We start from the raw sequence: 15,477 nt of genomic DNA on the forward strand, positions 1-15,477 counted from the left end.
ATCAAAAGGGCCATCGCCGGCGTTGCCAGCCTTGCCAAGGGTGGCACCTTGGCTGCGGCTGGCGCCTTGGCGAGTGGCCCTTTTGATCACAACGCATCCGTCAAAAATAGCGTTAACAGGCCCTAGCTGCGGGCGCCGCCTCCTCTCTGTCCATTGACGATTTGCCGTGAAAACCACCGTCTCCATCGCGCTCGATGAGCGCAGCTACCCCATCGACATTGGCACCGGCCTGCTGGCGCAGCTGGCAGGCGGCGAGGGCCTGCCGCCCGGCACCGCGGCGCTCATCGTGACCAACGACACCGTGGCGCCGCTGTATGGCGCGCAGCTGCAGGCGGCGCTGGCGGCGCACTACCCGGCGGTGCACCAGGTGGTGCTGCCCGACGGCGAGGCGCACAAGGAATGGCAGACGCTGAACCTGATCTTCGACGCGCTGCTGACGCACGGTTGCGACCGCAAGGTGGTGCTGTACGCGCTGGGCGGCGGTGTGGTGGGCGACATGACGGGATTTGCCGCCGCCTGCTACATGCGCGGCGTGCCTTTTGTGCAACTGCCCACCACCTTGCTGGCGCAGGTGGACTCCAGCGTCGGCGGCAAGACGGCGATCAACCACCCTCTGGGCAAGAACATGATTGGCGCCTTCTACCAGCCGCGCCGGGTCGTGTGCGACCTGGCGACGCTCGACACCCTGCCCGCGCGCGAGCTGTCGGCCGGCCTGGCCGAGGTGATCAAGTACGGGCCGATCGCCGACATGGCGTTCTTCGACTGGCTGGAGGCGCACATCGACGCACTGCTGGCGCGCGAGCGCACGGCGCTGGCGCACGCGGTGCGCCGTAGCTGCGAGATCAAGGCCCAGGTGGTGGCCGCCGACGAGCGCGAGGGCGGGCTGCGTGCCATCCTGAACTTCGGCCACACCTTTGGCCATGCCATCGAGGCCGGCATGGGCTACGGCGTCTGGCTGCATGGCGAGGGCGTGGCCGCCGGCATGGTGATGGCGGCCGAGCTGTCGCTGCGCCTGGGCCTGGTCGACGCCGCCTTCGTGCAGCGCCTGCGCGCGCTGCTGGTGCGCGCAGGCCTGCCGGTGTGGGGCCCGGTGATCGATGCGCAGGACAACGCCGGGCGCTACCTGGCGCTGATGCGCGTGGACAAAAAGGCCGAGGCCGGAGAGATCCGCTTCGTGCTGATCGACGCGCCGGGGCGCGCCGTGGTGCGCGCGGCGCCCGACGCGCTGGTGCGCGAAGTCATCGACGCCTGCTGCGCGGTGGCCTGACCGCTCCACGATGCCGGATCGAGCGACCGCCTGCCTGGCCCTGCTGGCGCCCTATGCCTGCGACCCGGCGCGCACGCGCGGGCGGCGCGTGGCCGAGCCGGTGGCGCCCACGCGCACCGACTACCAGCGCGACCGCGACCGCATCGTGCACTCCAGCGCGTTTCGCCGTCTGGTCTACAAGACGCAGGTGTTCCTGAACCACGAGGGCGACCTGTTTCGCACGCGGCTGACGCACTCGCTGGAGGTGGCGCAGCTGGGGCGCTCGATCGCGCGCACGCTGCGCCTGAACGAAGACCTGGTTGAGGCCATCTGCCTGGCGCACGACCTGGGCCACACGCCGTTTGGCCACGCCGGGCAGGACGCGCTGAACGCCTGCATGCGCGACTACGGCGGCTTCGAGCACAACCTGCAGAGCCTGCGCGTCGTCGACACGCTGGAGGAGCGCTACCCGCAGTACGACGGCATCAACCTGACCTTCGAGACGCGCGAGGGCATCCTCAAGCACTGCGCGCGGCGCAACGCCGAGATCCTGGAGCAGCGCGAGCCCGGCGGCGTCGGCGCGCGCTTTCTCCTGGGACTGCAGCCCAGCCTGGAGGCGCAGCTGTGCAACTTGGCCGACGAGATTGCCTACAACGCCCACGACGTGGACGACGGTGTGCGCTCGGGCCTGATCACGCTGGAGCAGCTGCGTGCCGTGCCGCTGTTCGACCGCTATCGTCAGCAGGCGCTGCACGACTATCCGCACCTGGCGCAGTCTGGGCACCAGGGCCGGCTGCGCAAGGAGGCGATCCGCCGCATGCTCAGCGACCAGGTCTACGACGTGATCGAGGCCACGCGGGCGGCGCTGCAGGCGCATGCGCCGGCGGACGTCGACGCGGTGCGCCATGCTCCGCCGCTGGTCGGGTTCTCTCCGGCGATGCGCGCGCAGTCACTGGTGCTCAAGCAGTTTCTGCACCGCCAGCTGTACCGCCACCCGCAGGTCGTGCAGACCACCGACAAGGCGCAGCAGGTGGTGCGCGAGCTGTTTACCCTGTACCTGCAAGACCCCACGCGCATGCGCGCCGGCCCCGCCGCCGCGGCGCTGGCGGCGGATGCGGCCGGGCGCGCCCGCGTGGTGGCCGACTTCATCGCAGGCATGACCGACCGCTACGCGCTGGGCGAGCACGAGCGCCTGACCGGCGCCCGCCTGCTGGCGTAGGGCTGCGGGGAAGGCCCGACCGTCGCACGGTTTTCTACAATTGCGGCACAGGCCGCCGCGGGCGCGCCATCTCCTGGACAATTCTTCTCATGACCGACATCCCTACGACTGGCGCGGGCGACGACGACGCCATCGTCATTGCCGACACCGTGCGCTGGCTAGAGCGCGCCGTCATCGGCCTGAACCTGTGCCCATTTGCCAAGAGCGTGCACACCAAGGGGCAGATCCACTACGCGGTCAGCCATGCCGGGGACGGCCGCGCGTTGCTGCAGGACTTGCAGCGTGAACTCGAAGCGCTGGCCGAGGCCAGCGCCGAGCGGCGCGACACGACGCTGCTCATCGCGCCGCGCGCCATGCACGATTTTCTCGATTTCAACGATTTCCTGGAGCTGGCCGACGAACTGGTCGAGGCGATGGATCTGGCCGGCATTCTGCAAGTGGCGTCGTTTCACCCGCGCTTCCAGTTCGAGGGCACGCAGCCGGACGACGCGAGCAACAACACCAACCGCTCGCCGTACCCGACGCTGCACCTGCTGCGCGAGGAGAGCATCGACCGCGCGGTCGAGCAATTCCCCGAGGCAGAGGAAATCTTCGAGCGCAACATCGAGGTGGTCGAAAAACTCGGTGCCGAAGGCTGGAGGGCGCTCGACGTGGGTGCGCGCTGCCCGTTTCACCACGACAAAGGGGATGGCGAGGGCCAGGCATGAGGCCGCGCCGCCAGGGCGCGGGCGACGCGCGAGCGGCCGCGCAGGAGGCGGTGCGCGCCGAGCTGCGCCCGGGGCAGTCGGTCGAGCTGCTCAAGGAGCTGCACATCCTGACGCGCGACGGCCTGATGAACCAGGACTCGCGGCGCAAGCTCAAGCAGGTCTACCACCTGTACCAGTTCATCGAGCCGCTGCTGCAGGAGGTCGCGGCAGATGGCCATGCGCCGCTGCTGGCCGACCACGGCGCGGGCAAGTCCTACCTGGGCTTCATCCTCTACGACCTGTTCTTCAAGCCGCTGGGCCGCGGCGAGATCGTCGGCATCGAGTGGCGCGCCGAGCTGGTGCAGCGCTCGCGCGCGCTGGCGCAGCAGCTGAGCTTTGCGCGCATGCGCTTTCTCGACATGTCGGTGGCCGACGCCGCGCAGGCCGACCTGCCCGGACGTTTCGACGTCGTCACCGCGCTGCACGCCTGCGACACCGCCACCGACGACGCGATTGCCTTTGGCCTGGCCAAGCAGGCGCGGCACATGGTGCTGGTGCCCTGCTGCCAGGCCGAGGCTGCGGCCCATCTGCGGCGCAACAAGGCGCTGCAGCTGGCGCGCACGCCGCTGGCCGAGCTGTGGCGCCATCCCATCCACACGCGCGAGCTGGGCAGCCAGATCACCAACGTGCTGCGCTGCCTGTACCTGGAGGCCAGCGGCTACCAGGTCACGGTGACCGAGCTGGTGGGCTGGGAACACAGCCTGAAGAACGAGCTGATCCTGGCGCGCTACACCGGACAGAAGAAGCGCAGCGCGCGCGAGCGGCTGCAGGCCATCGGCGAGGAGTTCGGACTGCAAGACCTGCTGCAAACCCGTTATCCGGCCTGAAAAGCACTGGTTAGACTGTTGCCTCCGGCGTCTGGGCAGGCACCGGTGCGATCCACAGGATGACAAGGAGACACCCGTGACGAAAACCCATTTCTCGCGCCGCCGGCGCCTTGTGGCGCAGCTGGCGCTGGCCACGGCGGCTGGCGCATGTGCCCTGGGCGCGCAGGCCCAGCAGGCCTATCCGAGCAAGCCGGTGCGCATCGTCGTCGGCTTCTCCGCCGGCGGCACCACCGACGTGGTCGCGCGCCTGATGGCCAAGGAGCTGACCGAGGCGCTGGGCGAGCCCTTCGTGATCGACAACCGCCCCGGCGGCGGCAGCAACATTGCCACCGATATGGTGCGCCTGGCGCCGGCAGACGGTTACACGCTGCTGTTCATGGCGGTGACCAGCACGATCAACCAGACGCTCTATCCCAACGTCAAGTTCGACCTGATGCGCGACTTCGACGCCGTGGCGCTGGCCGCCAAGGTGCCCAACATCCTGGTGGTCAACCCGGCCGTGCCGGCCAAGACGGTGCAGGAGCTGATCGACTGGGCGCGCGCCAATGACGACAAGGCGGCCTATGCGTCGTCGGGCAGCGGCACCTCCATCCACATGGCCGGCGAGCTGTTCAAGGTGCGTACCGGGCTGAAGACCCAGCACATCCCGTACAAGGGCAGCGCGCCGGCGATGACCGACCTGATCGGCGGTCAGGTGCAGTTCATGTTCGACAACATGCCCTCGGCCTGGCCCCACGTCCAGTCGGGCAAGCTGCGCGCGCTGGCGGTGACGACCAGGCAGCGTTCGCCGTCGGCGCCCGACGTGCCGACGATGGAGGAGAGCGGCGTCGCGCCGTTCGACGTGACCTCCTGGTTCGGCCTGGTCGCGCCCAAGGGAACGCCCAAGGAGATCATCGACAAGATCAACCAGGTGATGAACGCCTCGTTCGACAAGCCGCAGATCCGGCAGGCCTATGACAAGCTGGGCGCGGTGGCCGAGAAGAACACGCCGCAGGCGTTCGGGCAGTTCATCCACGACGAGGTGGCCGGCTGGGCGCCCGTCGTCAAGGCCTCGGGCGCGCGCGTGGATTGACCCGGCGCGGGGAACTGCAGGCCTGCGGGTTGGCCGCGCCCCGGGTTTGGCCCGGCCGCGACCGGGGATGGGCTGGCGCGACAACCGTGTTTGATGGGACAATTGCGCTTTCCGCAGGCATGACGCCTGTTTTTTTACGTCCTTTCGAAAAGACCTTGTTCCTATGAAAAAGCTCGCTGCCGTTGCCCTGCTGACCTTGGGCGTTGTCCTGGCCGGTTGTTCCAAGCAGGAGGAGGCCACGCCCGCAGCTGCCGCGCCCGAGGCGCCGGCGGCGATCACGCAGATCGTCGTGGGCCTGGACGACAACTTCCCGCCGATGGGTTTCCGCGACGACAAGAATGAGCTGGTCGGCTTTGACATCGACATGGCCAAGGAAGCGGCCAAGCGCCTGGATCTGCAGGTGCAGTTCAAGCCCATCGACTGGAGCGCCAAGGAGGCCGAGCTGTCGGGCAAGCGCGTGGACGTGCTGTGGAACGGCCTGACCATCACCGAAGAGCGCAAGCAGAACATCGCGTTCACCGCACCCTACATGGAAAACCACCAGATCATCGTCGTGCCTGCCGACTCGGACACGCAGACCAAGGCCGACCTGGCGGGCAAGGTCGTTGGCGCGCAGGAGGGCTCCAGCGCTGTCGACGCGGTCAAGAAGGAGGACGCGGTCTTCCAGTCGTTCAAAGAGTTCAAGACCTTTGGCGACAACGTCACCGCGCTGATGGACCTGAGCGCCGGCCGCCTGCAGGCCGTGGTGGTCGACGAGGTGGTGGGCCGCTACTACGTGGCCAAGAAGCCCGAGCTGTACCGCGTGCTGGACGAGAACTTCGGCACCGAGGAATACGGCGTCGGCCTGCGCAAGGACGACACAGAGCTGCTGACGCGCCTGGACCAGGCCATGGCCGACATGAAGGCCGATGGCACCGCAGCCAAGATCTCCGAGCAGTGGTTCGGCAAGGACATCATCAAGTAAACTGCGCGGTTGGCCGCATTGGCCACCTGCCCGGCACCGGCCTGCTGCGACGGCACCGGTGCCTTTTTCATTGCCCATGCCGCGCGCCAGCGCCGCGCTGATCGCTGCACGAGGCCTCAAAGCCGTCCATGGATTATGTTTTCTCCCTTCTGGGGCCGCTGGCGCAAGGCGCACTGGTCACCCTGAAGCTGTTCGTCATCACGCTGGTGCTGTCGGTGCCGCTGGGCCTGGTGCTGGCGTTGGCGCGTATCTCGCATTTCACGCCGCTGTCCGCGGCCGTGAATGGCTACATCTGGCTGATGCGCGGCACGCCGCTGATGCTGCAGATGCTGTTCATCTATTTCGCGCTGCCCTTCGTGCCGGTCATCGGCATCCGCCTGCCCGACTTTCCGGCGGCGGTGGCGGCGTTCGCGCTGAACTACGCGGCCTACTTTGCCGAGATTTTTCGCGCCGGCATCCAGTCGGTCGACCGCGGCCAGTACGAGGCGGCCAAGGTGCTGGGCATGAACTACGGCCAGAGCATGCGCCGAATCGTGCTGCCGCAGATGGTGCGCTCCATCCTGCCGCCGATGAGCAACGAGACCATCACGCTGGTCAAGGACACCTCGCTGATCTACGTGCTGGCGCTCAATGACCTGCTGCGCGCGGCGCGCGGCATCGTGCAGCGCGACTTCACGACCACGCCGTTCATCGTTGCGGCGGTGTTCTATCTCTTGATGACCCTGGTGCTGACCTGGGGCTTTCAGCGCTTGGAGCGGCGGTATGCCCGATTCGACGAGTGAGCTGCCGATGATCGACGCCAAAGGCGTCAAGAAGCACTTTGGCCACCAGGAGGTGCTGCGCGGCGTGACGCTGCAGGTCGCGCGCGGCGAGGTGGTGGCCATCATCGGACCGTCGGGCTCGGGCAAGAGCACGTTCTTGCGCTGCCTGAACCATCTGGAGACGATCGACGGCGGCAGCGTCACCATCGAGGGCGAGGCGCTGGCGCGCACCGATGCACAGGGCCGCTGCAGCTATGTGCCCGACGCCGAGCTGCGCCGCATCTGCGCCAAGATGGGCATGGTGTTTCAGCACTTCAACCTGTTTCCGCATTTGACGGTGCTGGAGAACCTGATCGAGGCGCCCATCGTCGTGCAGCGCATGGCGCGCGACGCGGCCATTGCCCGCGCCGAGACACTGCTGGCCAAGGTGGGCCTATCGGCCAAGCGCGACAACTACCCGGCGCGCCTGTCGGGTGGGCAGAAGCAGCGCGTGGCGATTGCGCGGGCGCTGTGCATGCAGCCCGACATCATGCTGTTCGACGAGCCCACCAGCGCGCTCGACCCCGAGTTGACCGGCGAGGTGCTGCGCACCATGCGAGAGCTGGCCGACGAGCGCATGACCATGCTGGTGGTCACGCACGAGATGGGTTTTGCCCGCGAGGTGGCGCACACCGTGGCTTTCATGGACCAGGGCGAACTGCTGGCCGCACGCCCGGCGCGCGAGTTCTTTGCCGACCCGGGCAACGAGCGCGCCCAGGCGTTCCTGCACCACATGCTGTAGTGCGCGGCACTGCCAATTCTTGCGATAGCTGGCGATGGCTTAAGCCAGGTTGCTGCTATTCATGAGTCCTGTGGTGGATGCTCTTTGCGATAGAGCTCCCACTCTTCAATCACGGATCCATCCGGCAAGTGGCACATGCCTTTTTGCGCCCCGGACTCATCCGTGACGATTTCGATCCGTCCACCCTTTTCCACGCAGTACTGCGATGCAGGATTGGCGATGGCGGCGCCGCTTTGTACGGACTCATCAGGCGCGCAAGCCAGGAGTGCAATGCAGCCTGAAAGTGCAGTGCTCCAAAGAAAAATTCTGTCTTTCATCCCAACTCCACGACGATGCGAGTGGCGCGAGCCATAGCCAGGCCGGCCGCTACTCGGCCAGCGTCACCACCACTGGCGGCAGCTCGGCCGGGTCGCGCACCTCGGTGAGCTGCTCGCCGCTGTGCAGCGGCTGCGCCGGGCGGGCCAGCAGCTGGCGCACGAAGTTGGGCTGCGCCAGCAGCGCCTGGTGCACCGCACCGTTGTAGAGCTGCAGGTCGGCGATGCCGCGCTCGGCAATGCGCGCGTCCACCGCCGCGGCGCTCAGCGTCGCCGGGTCGACGCTGTCGGACGCCATGCCCATGCACCACAGCGTGCCGTACAGCGGCACGTACTGCAGATAGGGGCGAAACACCGGAAACACCGCGCGCACCGACGCGGCGATGCGCGTGAGCGTCTCGTGCAGGTGGATGGGCGAGCCCAGGTGCAGCGACAGCACGCCACCCGGCGCCATCACGCTGCGGCAGGCCTGATAGAACTCGACCGTGTACAGCTCGACGGCCGGGCCGAAGGGGTCGGTCAGGTCCAGGATGATCTGGTCGAAGCGCTCGTCGGTGTGGGCGATGAAGTCGCGCGCGTCGCCCAAGTGCAGATCCAGGCGCGGATCGTCGAGCGCGCCGCGGTGGATCTCGCCCAGCCACTTGCGCGCCATCTCGATGACCTCCTCGTCGAGCTCGGCCAGCACCACGTGCTCTATGTTCGGCAGCTTGAGCAGCTCCTCGGCTGCGCCGCCGTCACCGCCGCCGACGACGAGTGCGCGGCGCACGCCCGGGTGGGCAATGGCCGGCAGGTGCACCATGGGCTCGTGGTAGAAGAACTCGTCGCGCTCGCTGGTCATGAAGCAGCCGTCGATGCGCATCACGCGACCGAACTGCGGGTTCTCGAAGACCTCGATCTGCTGCCAGGCGGACTGGCGCTGCTCCAGCTGCCGGGCGTCGCTCAGGTACAGGCCGAAGTCGGCGTTCAGGCGTTCGGCCACAAAGCGTGTGGCGGGCGCGGTCGTCGAAGAGGACATGGCATGCATTCCCGAAAAACGTGGCACGGCTGCGCACACGCTGGCGCGGCAGCCGGGGCGCTGGGCCCTTGCGTGCGCAGGCGGTGACGGCAGGAGGGGAGGGGTCAGGCGCGGTCGACGCGGTGCAGGTGCGGGTCGTTCGGGTTGAACGCGGCCAGCAGGTCGTCGAAGAGTTTTTGCGCCTTGGGACGGTTGTTTTCCGTGTAGTTGCAGACGTAGACGTCCAGCGTGACGTAGCCCGCTTCGGGCCAGGTGTGCAGCGACAGGTGCGATTCGGCCAGCACGACGACGCCGGTGACGCCGCCGCCCTCGCCAAAGCTGTGGAACAGCGAACCGACGGTGGTCAGGCCGGCGTCGGCGACGCGCTGCTTGCAGAAGTCTTCCAGATACTGGGCGTCCAGCATCAGGCGGCTGTCGCACAGGCAGCCGTAGAGGTCACCGATCAGGTGCAGGCCGGTGGCATTGCGCGTTGCGACGGCGGACTGGATGGGGACGACGCTCTGATAATTCTTCATTGCACTCAGGTCCTTTCTTTGTGGGACATGACAAAAAACGGCACCCGGACAGGCGCCAAGGCCCGTGAATGCCACCCGGTGCGCTGCCATTGCGAGTGCGTGATCTGCTTTCCGGGAAGTGGCCTGGCCGCTGCGTGGCAACGGGGTGCAGGCCGGGTGGGCCGGTGCTGTGCGTCTTGCAGGACGCGCACGTGCGATGAACAGCCGCGGCCCCGTGAAGACATGGATGAACCACGTGGGCGCGTTTTTGCGAACCGGCTATTATAGCCGTTTGCTATATGCATGCTTGCAACACCCAGGATCGGAGCGTTTGGAGCACTCTGGTTTCCCCTTATGATGCGTGATTGTTTTTGTTACAGATTTGCGCAACGGCGGTGCAGCCGCACGACCGGAGCGACCTGTCATGCCTCCTGAGTCCTCTTCCTCCACCGGCGACGCCCTGGTGCAGCTGCGCGACGTCACCTTCGGGTACGGCGATCGCGTGGTGCTGCGCGACCTCTCGCTGCAGGTGCCACGGGGCAAGGTCACGGCCATCATGGGGGCGTCGGGCGGCGGCAAGACCACCATCCTGCGCCTGATCGGCGGCCAGCACCGCGCCCAGCAGGGCCAGGTGCTGGTGGACGGCCAGGACGTGGGTGCGATGGACATGCAGCAGCTGTACGCCGCGCGCCGGCGCATGGGCATGCTGTTTCAGTTCGGCGCGCTGTTCACCGACATGAGCGTGTTCGAGAACGTGGCATTTCCGCTGCGTGAGCATACGCAGCTGCCCGAGGTGCTGGTGCGCGACATCGTGCTGATGAAGCTGGGCGCCGTGGGCCTGCGCGGCGCGCGCGACCTGATGCCCAGCCAGATCTCGGGCGGCATGGCGCGGCGCGTGGCGCTGGCGCGTGCGATCGTGCTGGATCCGGCACTCATCATGTACGACGAGCCCTTCGCCGGGCTCGATCCGATTTCGCTGGGGACGACCGCCCAGCTCATCCGCCGGCTCAACGACGCGATGGGCCTGACGACCATCATCGTCTCGCACGATCTGGACGAGACGTTCGCGCTGGCCGACCACGTCGTCATCCTGGGGCCGGGCAACGTCGCCGCGCAGGGCACGCCCGATGCGGTGCGCGCCAGCAGCGACCCGCTGGTGCACCAGTTCGTCGGTGCACTGCCGACGGGGCCGGTGCCGTTTCACTACCCCGGCCCGACGGTGGCCGAGGACTTTGGCGGCCTGGCCGCCGCACGCGGCAACCGCGGGGAGGGCGGCGCATGAGCTGGTGGCGGCCTTCGCACGTGGGTTTTGCAGTGCGTTGCAAGCTGGCCGACATCGGCCAGGGTGCGCGCCTGTTCGGGCGCATGCTGGCGCTGTGGCGCGAGGTGCTGCGGCGCCCGGCGCTGGTGCGCGACCAGGTGCATTTTTTGGGCAACCATTCGCTGTCCATCATTGCGCTGTCGGGCCTGTTCGTCGGCTTCGTGCTGGCGCTGCAGGGCTACAACGTGCTGCAGCTGTACGGCTCGGAGAGCTCGCTGGGCCTGATGGTCACGCTCAGCCTGGTGCGCGAGCTCGGGCCTGTGGTCGCCGCACTGCTGTTTGCCGGGCGCGCAGGCACGTCGCTGACGGCAGAGATCGGCCTGATGCGCGCCGGCGAGCAACTGTCGGCCATGGAGATGATGGCGGTCGACCCGGTGCGCCGCATCCTGGCGCCGCGCTTCTGGGGCGGCGTGATCGCGATGCCGGTGCTGGCGGCGGTGTTCTGCGCCGTCGGCGTGATCGGCGGCTGGCTGGTCGGCGTCGTGCTGATCGGCGTCGACGCCGGCGCCTTCTGGGGGCAGATGCAGGCGGGCGTCGACCTGTTCAAGGACGTGGGCAACGGTGTGGTCAAGAGCGTCGTCTTCGGCGTGGCCGTCACGTTCATCGCCGTGCTGCAGGGCTATGTGGCCAAACCCACGCCCGAGGGCGTGGCGCGAGCGACGACGCGCACCGTCGTCATGGCATCGCTGACGGTGCTGGCGCTGGACTTCGTGCTGACCGCACTGATGTTCAGCTTGTGAGACTGAGGAAATCCACGATGCAACAATCCAAGAATGACGTCTGGGTCGGCCTGTTCGTGCTGTTGGGCGCGGTGGCGCTGGTGTTTCTGGCGCTGCAGTCGGCCAATCTGCTGCAGCTGAACTGGCGCACCGGCTACCAGATCTCGGCGCGCTTCGACAACATCGGCGGCCTCAAGCCGCGCGCCGCGGTACGCAGCGCCGGCGTGGTCGTCGGGCGGGTGCAGGCCATTGCCTTCGACGATACGACCTTCCAGGCGCGCGTGACGATGGAGCTGGACAAGCGCTACGCCTTCCCCAAGGACAGCTCGCTGAAAATCCTCACCAGCGGCCTGCTCGGCGACCAGTACATCGGCATTGACCCTGGAGCCGACGAGGCCAATCTGGCCGAGGGCGACATGGTCACCTCGACGCAATCGGCCATTGTGCTGGAAAATCTGATCGGGCAATTCCTCTACGGCAAGGCCGAGGAGAGCGCAGGCCCGGGAGCCAAGAAATGAAGACATCGATGATTCCCACCCGCACCGCGGCGCTGTCCGCCGTGCTGTCGGCGGCGTTGCTCGCGGGCTGCGCGACCGGGCCGGATGCCCACCCGGGCGATCCGCTTGAGCCCTACAACCGCGCGATGACGACCTTCAACGACAACGTGGACAAGGCGGTGCTCAAGCCCGTCGCCACCTTGTACAAGGACGTGACGCCGCAGCCGGTGCGCACCGGCGTGGGCAACTTCTTCGGCAACCTGGGCGACGCCTGGTCCTTCGTCAACAACCTGCTGCAGCTGCGCGGGCGCGAGGCGTTCGACTCGATGGTGCGCTTCACGACCAACACGGTCTTCGGCCTGGGCGGCCTGCTGGACGTGGCCAGCGAGGCAGGCATCGCGCGCCACAAGCAGGACTTCGGCCTGACGCTGGCGCACTGGGGTGTGGGTCCCGGCCCCTATCTGGTGCTGCCGCTGCTGGGCCCGTCCACGGTGCGCGACACGCTGGCGCTGCCGGCCGACTGGTATGGCGACCCGCTGGCCTATCTGCGCCCGGTGTCGCACCGCAACAGCCTGGTCGGGCTGGGCTTTGTCAACAAGCGCGCCAGCCTGCTGGGCGCGACCTCGGTGCTCGACGCCGCGGCACTCGACCCCTACAGCTTCACGCGCGACGTCTATCTGGGCTTGCGCGCCAACGCCGTGCAGGGAGATGACGCGTTGGATGATGACCAGGGCGGCCAGCTGCCCGACGACTATTGATGGACAACAGCATGGCAAAAATGAATCGACGCAATGCATTGCACGCCGTGGCCGCCTTCGCCGGTGCGGCGCTGACCGGCCTGGCCGGCGTGGCCCACGCCGCCGACGAGGCGCCCGACGCGCTGGTGCGGCGCCTGTCCGGCGAGGTGCTGGAGACGGTGCGCAACGACGCAGCGCTCAAGGGCGGCGACATCGGCAAGATCATGGCGCTGGTGAACAAGGTCATCATGCCGCACGTGAATTTCCGCCGCATGACGGCCGCGGCGGTCGGCCCGGGCTGGCGCAGCGCCACACTCGAGCAGCGCCAGCGCCTGCAGGACGAGTTCAAGACGCTGCTGGTGCGCACCTATTCGGGCGCGCTCAACGAGGTGACCGACCAGAGCATCGTCGTCAAGCCGCTGCGCATGCACGCCGACGACAAGGACGTTCTGGTGCGCACCGAGGTGCGCGGCCGCGGCGACCCGGTGCAGCTGGACTACCGCCTGGAGCGCACGCCGGGCGACGGCGCCGGCTGGAAGATCTACAACCTGAACGTGCTCGGTGTGTGGCTGGTCGAGACCTACCGCAGCCAGTTTGCCCCCGAGGTCAACGCCCGGGGCATCGACGGCCTGATCGACGCGCTGGCGGCGCGCAACCAGGCCAACGCTGCGCGGAGCAAGTAACGCCATGCTGGTGTTGCCCGCCGAGCTGACCCACGCCCAGGCCGGCGCCTGCCTGCGCCTGCTGTTGCAGGCGTTGCACGCGGAGCAGGGCGCGGCCGTGCAGGTGGACGCGACCACGCTGGTGCGCTTTGACTCGTCGGCCATCGCGGTGCTGCTGGAATGCCGCCGCGCCGCTCTTGGCCAGGGCAAGGCCTTTGGCGTCAAGGCGCTGCCGGCCGCGCTGGCAAGCTTGGCGCAGCTGTATGGCGTGCAGGAGCTGTTGCCCGCCGCGTAGGCGGCTGCAGTCGGCATTGCCGGTGGGGGAGCCAAGCCCCCGGACAGCGGTCAATGGCCGTCGCAGCTTAGAATGCCCGGTTGCCATGCCAGCCGTCTCCTTCCAATCCATCAGCAAATCCTTTGTCACGCCCCGCGGGGCGTTCCATGCGCTGCGCGATATCAGCCTGGACATCGAGGAGGGCGAGTTCTTCGGGTTGCTCGGCCCCAATGGCGCGGGCAAGACCACCCTGATCAGCATTCTGGCGGGGCTGGCGCGCGCCACCGAGGGGCGCGTGAGTGTGCTGGGCCACGACGTGCAGAGCGACTTTGCCGCGGCGCGCCGCAGCCTGGGCGTGGTGCCGCAGGAGCTGGTGTTCGACCCCTTCTTCAACGTGCGCGAGACGCTGCGCCTGCAGTCGGGCTATTTCGGCATCAGCAACAACGACGACTGGATCGACGAGCTGCTGCACCACCTGGGGCTGTCGGACAAGGCCGACGCCAACCTGCGCCAGCTCTCGGGCGGCATGAAGCGGCGCGTGCTGGTGGCCCAGGCGCTGGTGCACAAGCCGCCGATCATCGTGCTCGACGAGCCGACGGCCGGCGTGGACGTGGAGCTGCGCCAGACGCTGTGGCAGTTCATCGCCCGGCTCAACAAGCAGGGCAGCACGGTGCTGCTGACGACCCATTACCTGGAGGAGGCCGAGGCACTGTGCACGCGGCTGGCCATGCTCAAGCACGGCCACATGGTGGCGCTGGCCAAGACGTCGGAGCTGCTGGCGCAGGCGTCGACCAACGTGCTGCGCTTCAAGACCGACGACGCGCTGCCCGCCCTGCTTTCCGCACAGGCGCGCGTGACCGGGCGCATCGTGCAGCTGCCGGCGCAGAACGCCCAGGACATCGAGCGCCAGCTGGCCGCGCTGCGCGACGCCGGCGTGCGCGTGGAGGACGTGGAGATCCGCAAGGCCGATCTGGAGGACGTGTTTCTGAACGTGATGGCGCGCCCGGACGAGCAGGACGCGCAAACCCTGGAGAGCGCCATATGACCGGCTGGCGCATGCTCTTCTACAAGGAACTGCTGCGGTTCTGGAAGGTGGGCTTTCAGACCGTGGCCGCGCCCGTGCTCACCGCGGTGCTCTACCTGCTGATCTTCGGCCACGTGCTCGAAGACCATGTCAAGGTCTACGGGCAGCTCAGCTACACCGCGTTTCTCGTGCCAGGCCTGGTGATGATGGGCGTGCTGCAGAACGCGTTCGCCAACACCTCGTCCAGCCTGATCCAGAGCAAGATCATGGGCAACCTGGTGTTCATCCTGCTCACGCCGCTGTCGCACTGGGCCTGGTTCAGCGCCTACGTCGGCGCGTCCATGGTGCGTGGGCTGGCCGTGGGCCTGGGCGTCTACCTGGTCACACTGTTTTATGCGCCTGCGCACTTTGCCGCGCCGCTGTGGATTGCGGTCTTCGTGTTGCTGGGCGCGGCGCTGCTGGCCACGCTGGGGCTGATTGCCGGGCTGTGGGCCGACAAGTTCGACCAGATGGCGTCGTTCCAGAACTTCATCATCATGCCGATGACGTTTCTGTCAGGCGTGTTCTATTCCATCGATTCGCTGCCGCCGTTCTGGCGCACCGTCAGCCAGCTCAACCCGTTTCTGTACATGATCGACGGGTTTCGCTACGGGTTCTTCGGCGTCAGCGACGTCTCTCCCTGGGTCAGTCTGACCGTCGTCGGCCTGGCCTGGGTTTTTGTCAGCGCGCTGGCCCTGCGCCTGCTGCGCACGGGCTACAAGCTGCGCTACTGACCGATTTTTTCGCCGGTGCGCAGCGCGCCCT

Annotated in this window: 19 protein-coding genes; 16 read left to right on the forward strand and 3 right to left on the reverse strand. The window is 67.6% G+C overall.

Features of this window, described 5'->3' with window-relative positions:
- Positions 1–166 precede the first annotated feature (166 nt).
- The 8 genes from aroB to ABD767_RS08815 all read left to right on the forward strand — a co-directional run bounded on the left by aroB (position 167) and on the right by ABD767_RS08815 (position 7,616).
- The gene (aroB, locus tag ABD767_RS08780) at positions 167–1,267 is read left to right on the forward strand and encodes a 3-dehydroquinate synthase (protein ID WP_344869282.1); all 1,101 of its coding nucleotides are present in this window, start codon (positions 167–169) and stop codon (positions 1,265–1,267) included.
- 10 nt (positions 1,268–1,277) lie between these two features.
- Entirely contained in the window at positions 1,278–2,465 is a 1,188-nt protein-coding gene (locus tag ABD767_RS08785; RefSeq protein WP_344869285.1) for a deoxyguanosinetriphosphate triphosphohydrolase, read from the forward strand.
- Between the two features lie 89 nt (positions 2,466–2,554).
- Complete coding sequence (locus tag ABD767_RS08790) at positions 2,555–3,172, forward strand: DUF1415 domain-containing protein (protein WP_344869287.1); 618 nt, start codon at positions 2,555–2,557, stop codon at positions 3,170–3,172.
- Positions 3,169–4,038, forward strand: coding sequence for a methyltransferase (locus ABD767_RS08795; RefSeq protein WP_103046596.1), 870 nt, complete (start codon positions 3,169–3,171; stop codon positions 4,036–4,038). Before ABD767_RS08790 ends, ABD767_RS08795 begins: the two co-directional genes overlap by 4 nt.
- Before the next feature lie 76 nt (positions 4,039–4,114).
- Entirely contained in the window at positions 4,115–5,110 is a 996-nt protein-coding gene (locus ABD767_RS08800) for a tripartite tricarboxylate transporter substrate binding protein (protein WP_425549908.1), read from the forward strand.
- 163 nt (positions 5,111–5,273) lie between these two features.
- Positions 5,274–6,074, forward strand: a complete 801-nt coding sequence (locus ABD767_RS08805) for a transporter substrate-binding domain-containing protein (RefSeq protein ID WP_103046598.1) — start codon at positions 5,274–5,276, stop codon at positions 6,072–6,074.
- Positions 6,075–6,202: 128 nt separating this feature from the next.
- Positions 6,203–6,856 carry an amino acid ABC transporter permease gene (locus ABD767_RS08810; RefSeq protein ID WP_344869290.1) on the forward strand — a complete coding sequence of 218 codons (654 nt, stop codon included), beginning with the start codon at positions 6,203–6,205 and terminating at the stop codon, positions 6,854–6,856.
- Entirely contained in the window at positions 6,837–7,616 is a 780-nt protein-coding gene (locus ABD767_RS08815) for an amino acid ABC transporter ATP-binding protein (RefSeq protein ID WP_344869292.1), read from the forward strand. The genes ABD767_RS08810 and ABD767_RS08815 overlap by 20 nt, the downstream gene beginning before the upstream one ends.
- A gap of 59 nt (positions 7,617–7,675) precedes the next feature.
- Here ABD767_RS08815 and ABD767_RS08820 read toward each other — a convergent pair whose 3' ends face one another.
- From ABD767_RS08820 to speD, 3 genes are all read right to left on the reverse strand, one after another.
- Entirely contained in the window at positions 7,676–7,933 is a 258-nt protein-coding gene (locus tag ABD767_RS08820) for a putative hemolysin (RefSeq protein ID WP_344869294.1), read from the reverse strand.
- Between the two features lie 49 nt (positions 7,934–7,982).
- The gene (gene speE, locus ABD767_RS08825) at positions 7,983–8,945 is read right to left on the reverse strand and encodes a polyamine aminopropyltransferase (protein WP_344869296.1); all 963 of its coding nucleotides are present in this window, start codon (positions 8,943–8,945) and stop codon (positions 7,983–7,985) included.
- A gap of 104 nt (positions 8,946–9,049) precedes the next feature.
- Positions 9,050–9,460, reverse strand: a complete 411-nt coding sequence (speD, locus tag ABD767_RS08830; RefSeq protein ID WP_103044756.1) for an adenosylmethionine decarboxylase — start codon at positions 9,458–9,460, stop codon at positions 9,050–9,052.
- 403 nt (positions 9,461–9,863) lie between these two features.
- On the opposite strand from speD, the gene ABD767_RS08835 reads away from it, so the two are divergent.
- The 8 genes from ABD767_RS08835 to ABD767_RS08870 all read left to right on the forward strand — a co-directional run bounded on the left by ABD767_RS08835 (position 9,864) and on the right by ABD767_RS08870 (position 15,446).
- Entirely contained in the window at positions 9,864–10,721 is an 858-nt protein-coding gene (locus ABD767_RS08835; RefSeq protein ID WP_103044755.1) for an ATP-binding cassette domain-containing protein, read from the forward strand.
- Entirely contained in the window at positions 10,718–11,500 is a 783-nt protein-coding gene (mlaE, locus tag ABD767_RS08840) for a lipid asymmetry maintenance ABC transporter permease subunit MlaE (protein ID WP_103044754.1), read from the forward strand. Before ABD767_RS08835 ends, mlaE begins: the two co-directional genes overlap by 4 nt.
- Before the next feature lie 17 nt (positions 11,501–11,517).
- Positions 11,518–11,997, forward strand: a complete 480-nt coding sequence (gene mlaD / locus ABD767_RS08845; protein WP_103044753.1) for an outer membrane lipid asymmetry maintenance protein MlaD — start codon at positions 11,518–11,520, stop codon at positions 11,995–11,997.
- A complete protein-coding gene (locus tag ABD767_RS08850) occupies positions 11,994–12,734 on the forward strand; it encodes an MlaA family lipoprotein (RefSeq protein WP_103044752.1) in 741 nt (246 codons plus the stop codon). Before mlaD ends, ABD767_RS08850 begins: the two co-directional genes overlap by 4 nt.
- Positions 12,735–12,754: 20 nt before the next feature.
- Positions 12,755–13,396, forward strand: coding sequence for an MlaC/ttg2D family ABC transporter substrate-binding protein (locus ABD767_RS08855; protein ID WP_425549909.1), 642 nt, complete (start codon positions 12,755–12,757; stop codon positions 13,394–13,396).
- A gap of 4 nt (positions 13,397–13,400) precedes the next feature.
- Complete coding sequence (locus tag ABD767_RS08860) at positions 13,401–13,670, forward strand: STAS domain-containing protein (RefSeq protein WP_103044751.1); 270 nt, start codon at positions 13,401–13,403, stop codon at positions 13,668–13,670.
- A gap of 85 nt (positions 13,671–13,755) precedes the next feature.
- Positions 13,756–14,694: an ABC transporter ATP-binding protein gene (locus tag ABD767_RS08865; RefSeq protein WP_344869305.1), complete on the forward strand. Its 939-nt coding sequence runs from the start codon at positions 13,756–13,758 to the stop codon at positions 14,692–14,694.
- Entirely contained in the window at positions 14,691–15,446 is a 756-nt protein-coding gene (locus ABD767_RS08870; RefSeq protein WP_344869307.1) for an ABC transporter permease, read from the forward strand. Before ABD767_RS08865 ends, ABD767_RS08870 begins: the two co-directional genes overlap by 4 nt.
- Positions 15,447–15,477: the final 31 nt, after the last annotated feature.

Origin of the sequence: Comamonas faecalis, from assembly GCF_039538025.1 — a bacterium.
In the GTDB taxonomy this organism is placed as follows: Bacteria; Pseudomonadota; Gammaproteobacteria; order Burkholderiales; family Burkholderiaceae_C; genus Comamonas_C; species Comamonas_C faecalis.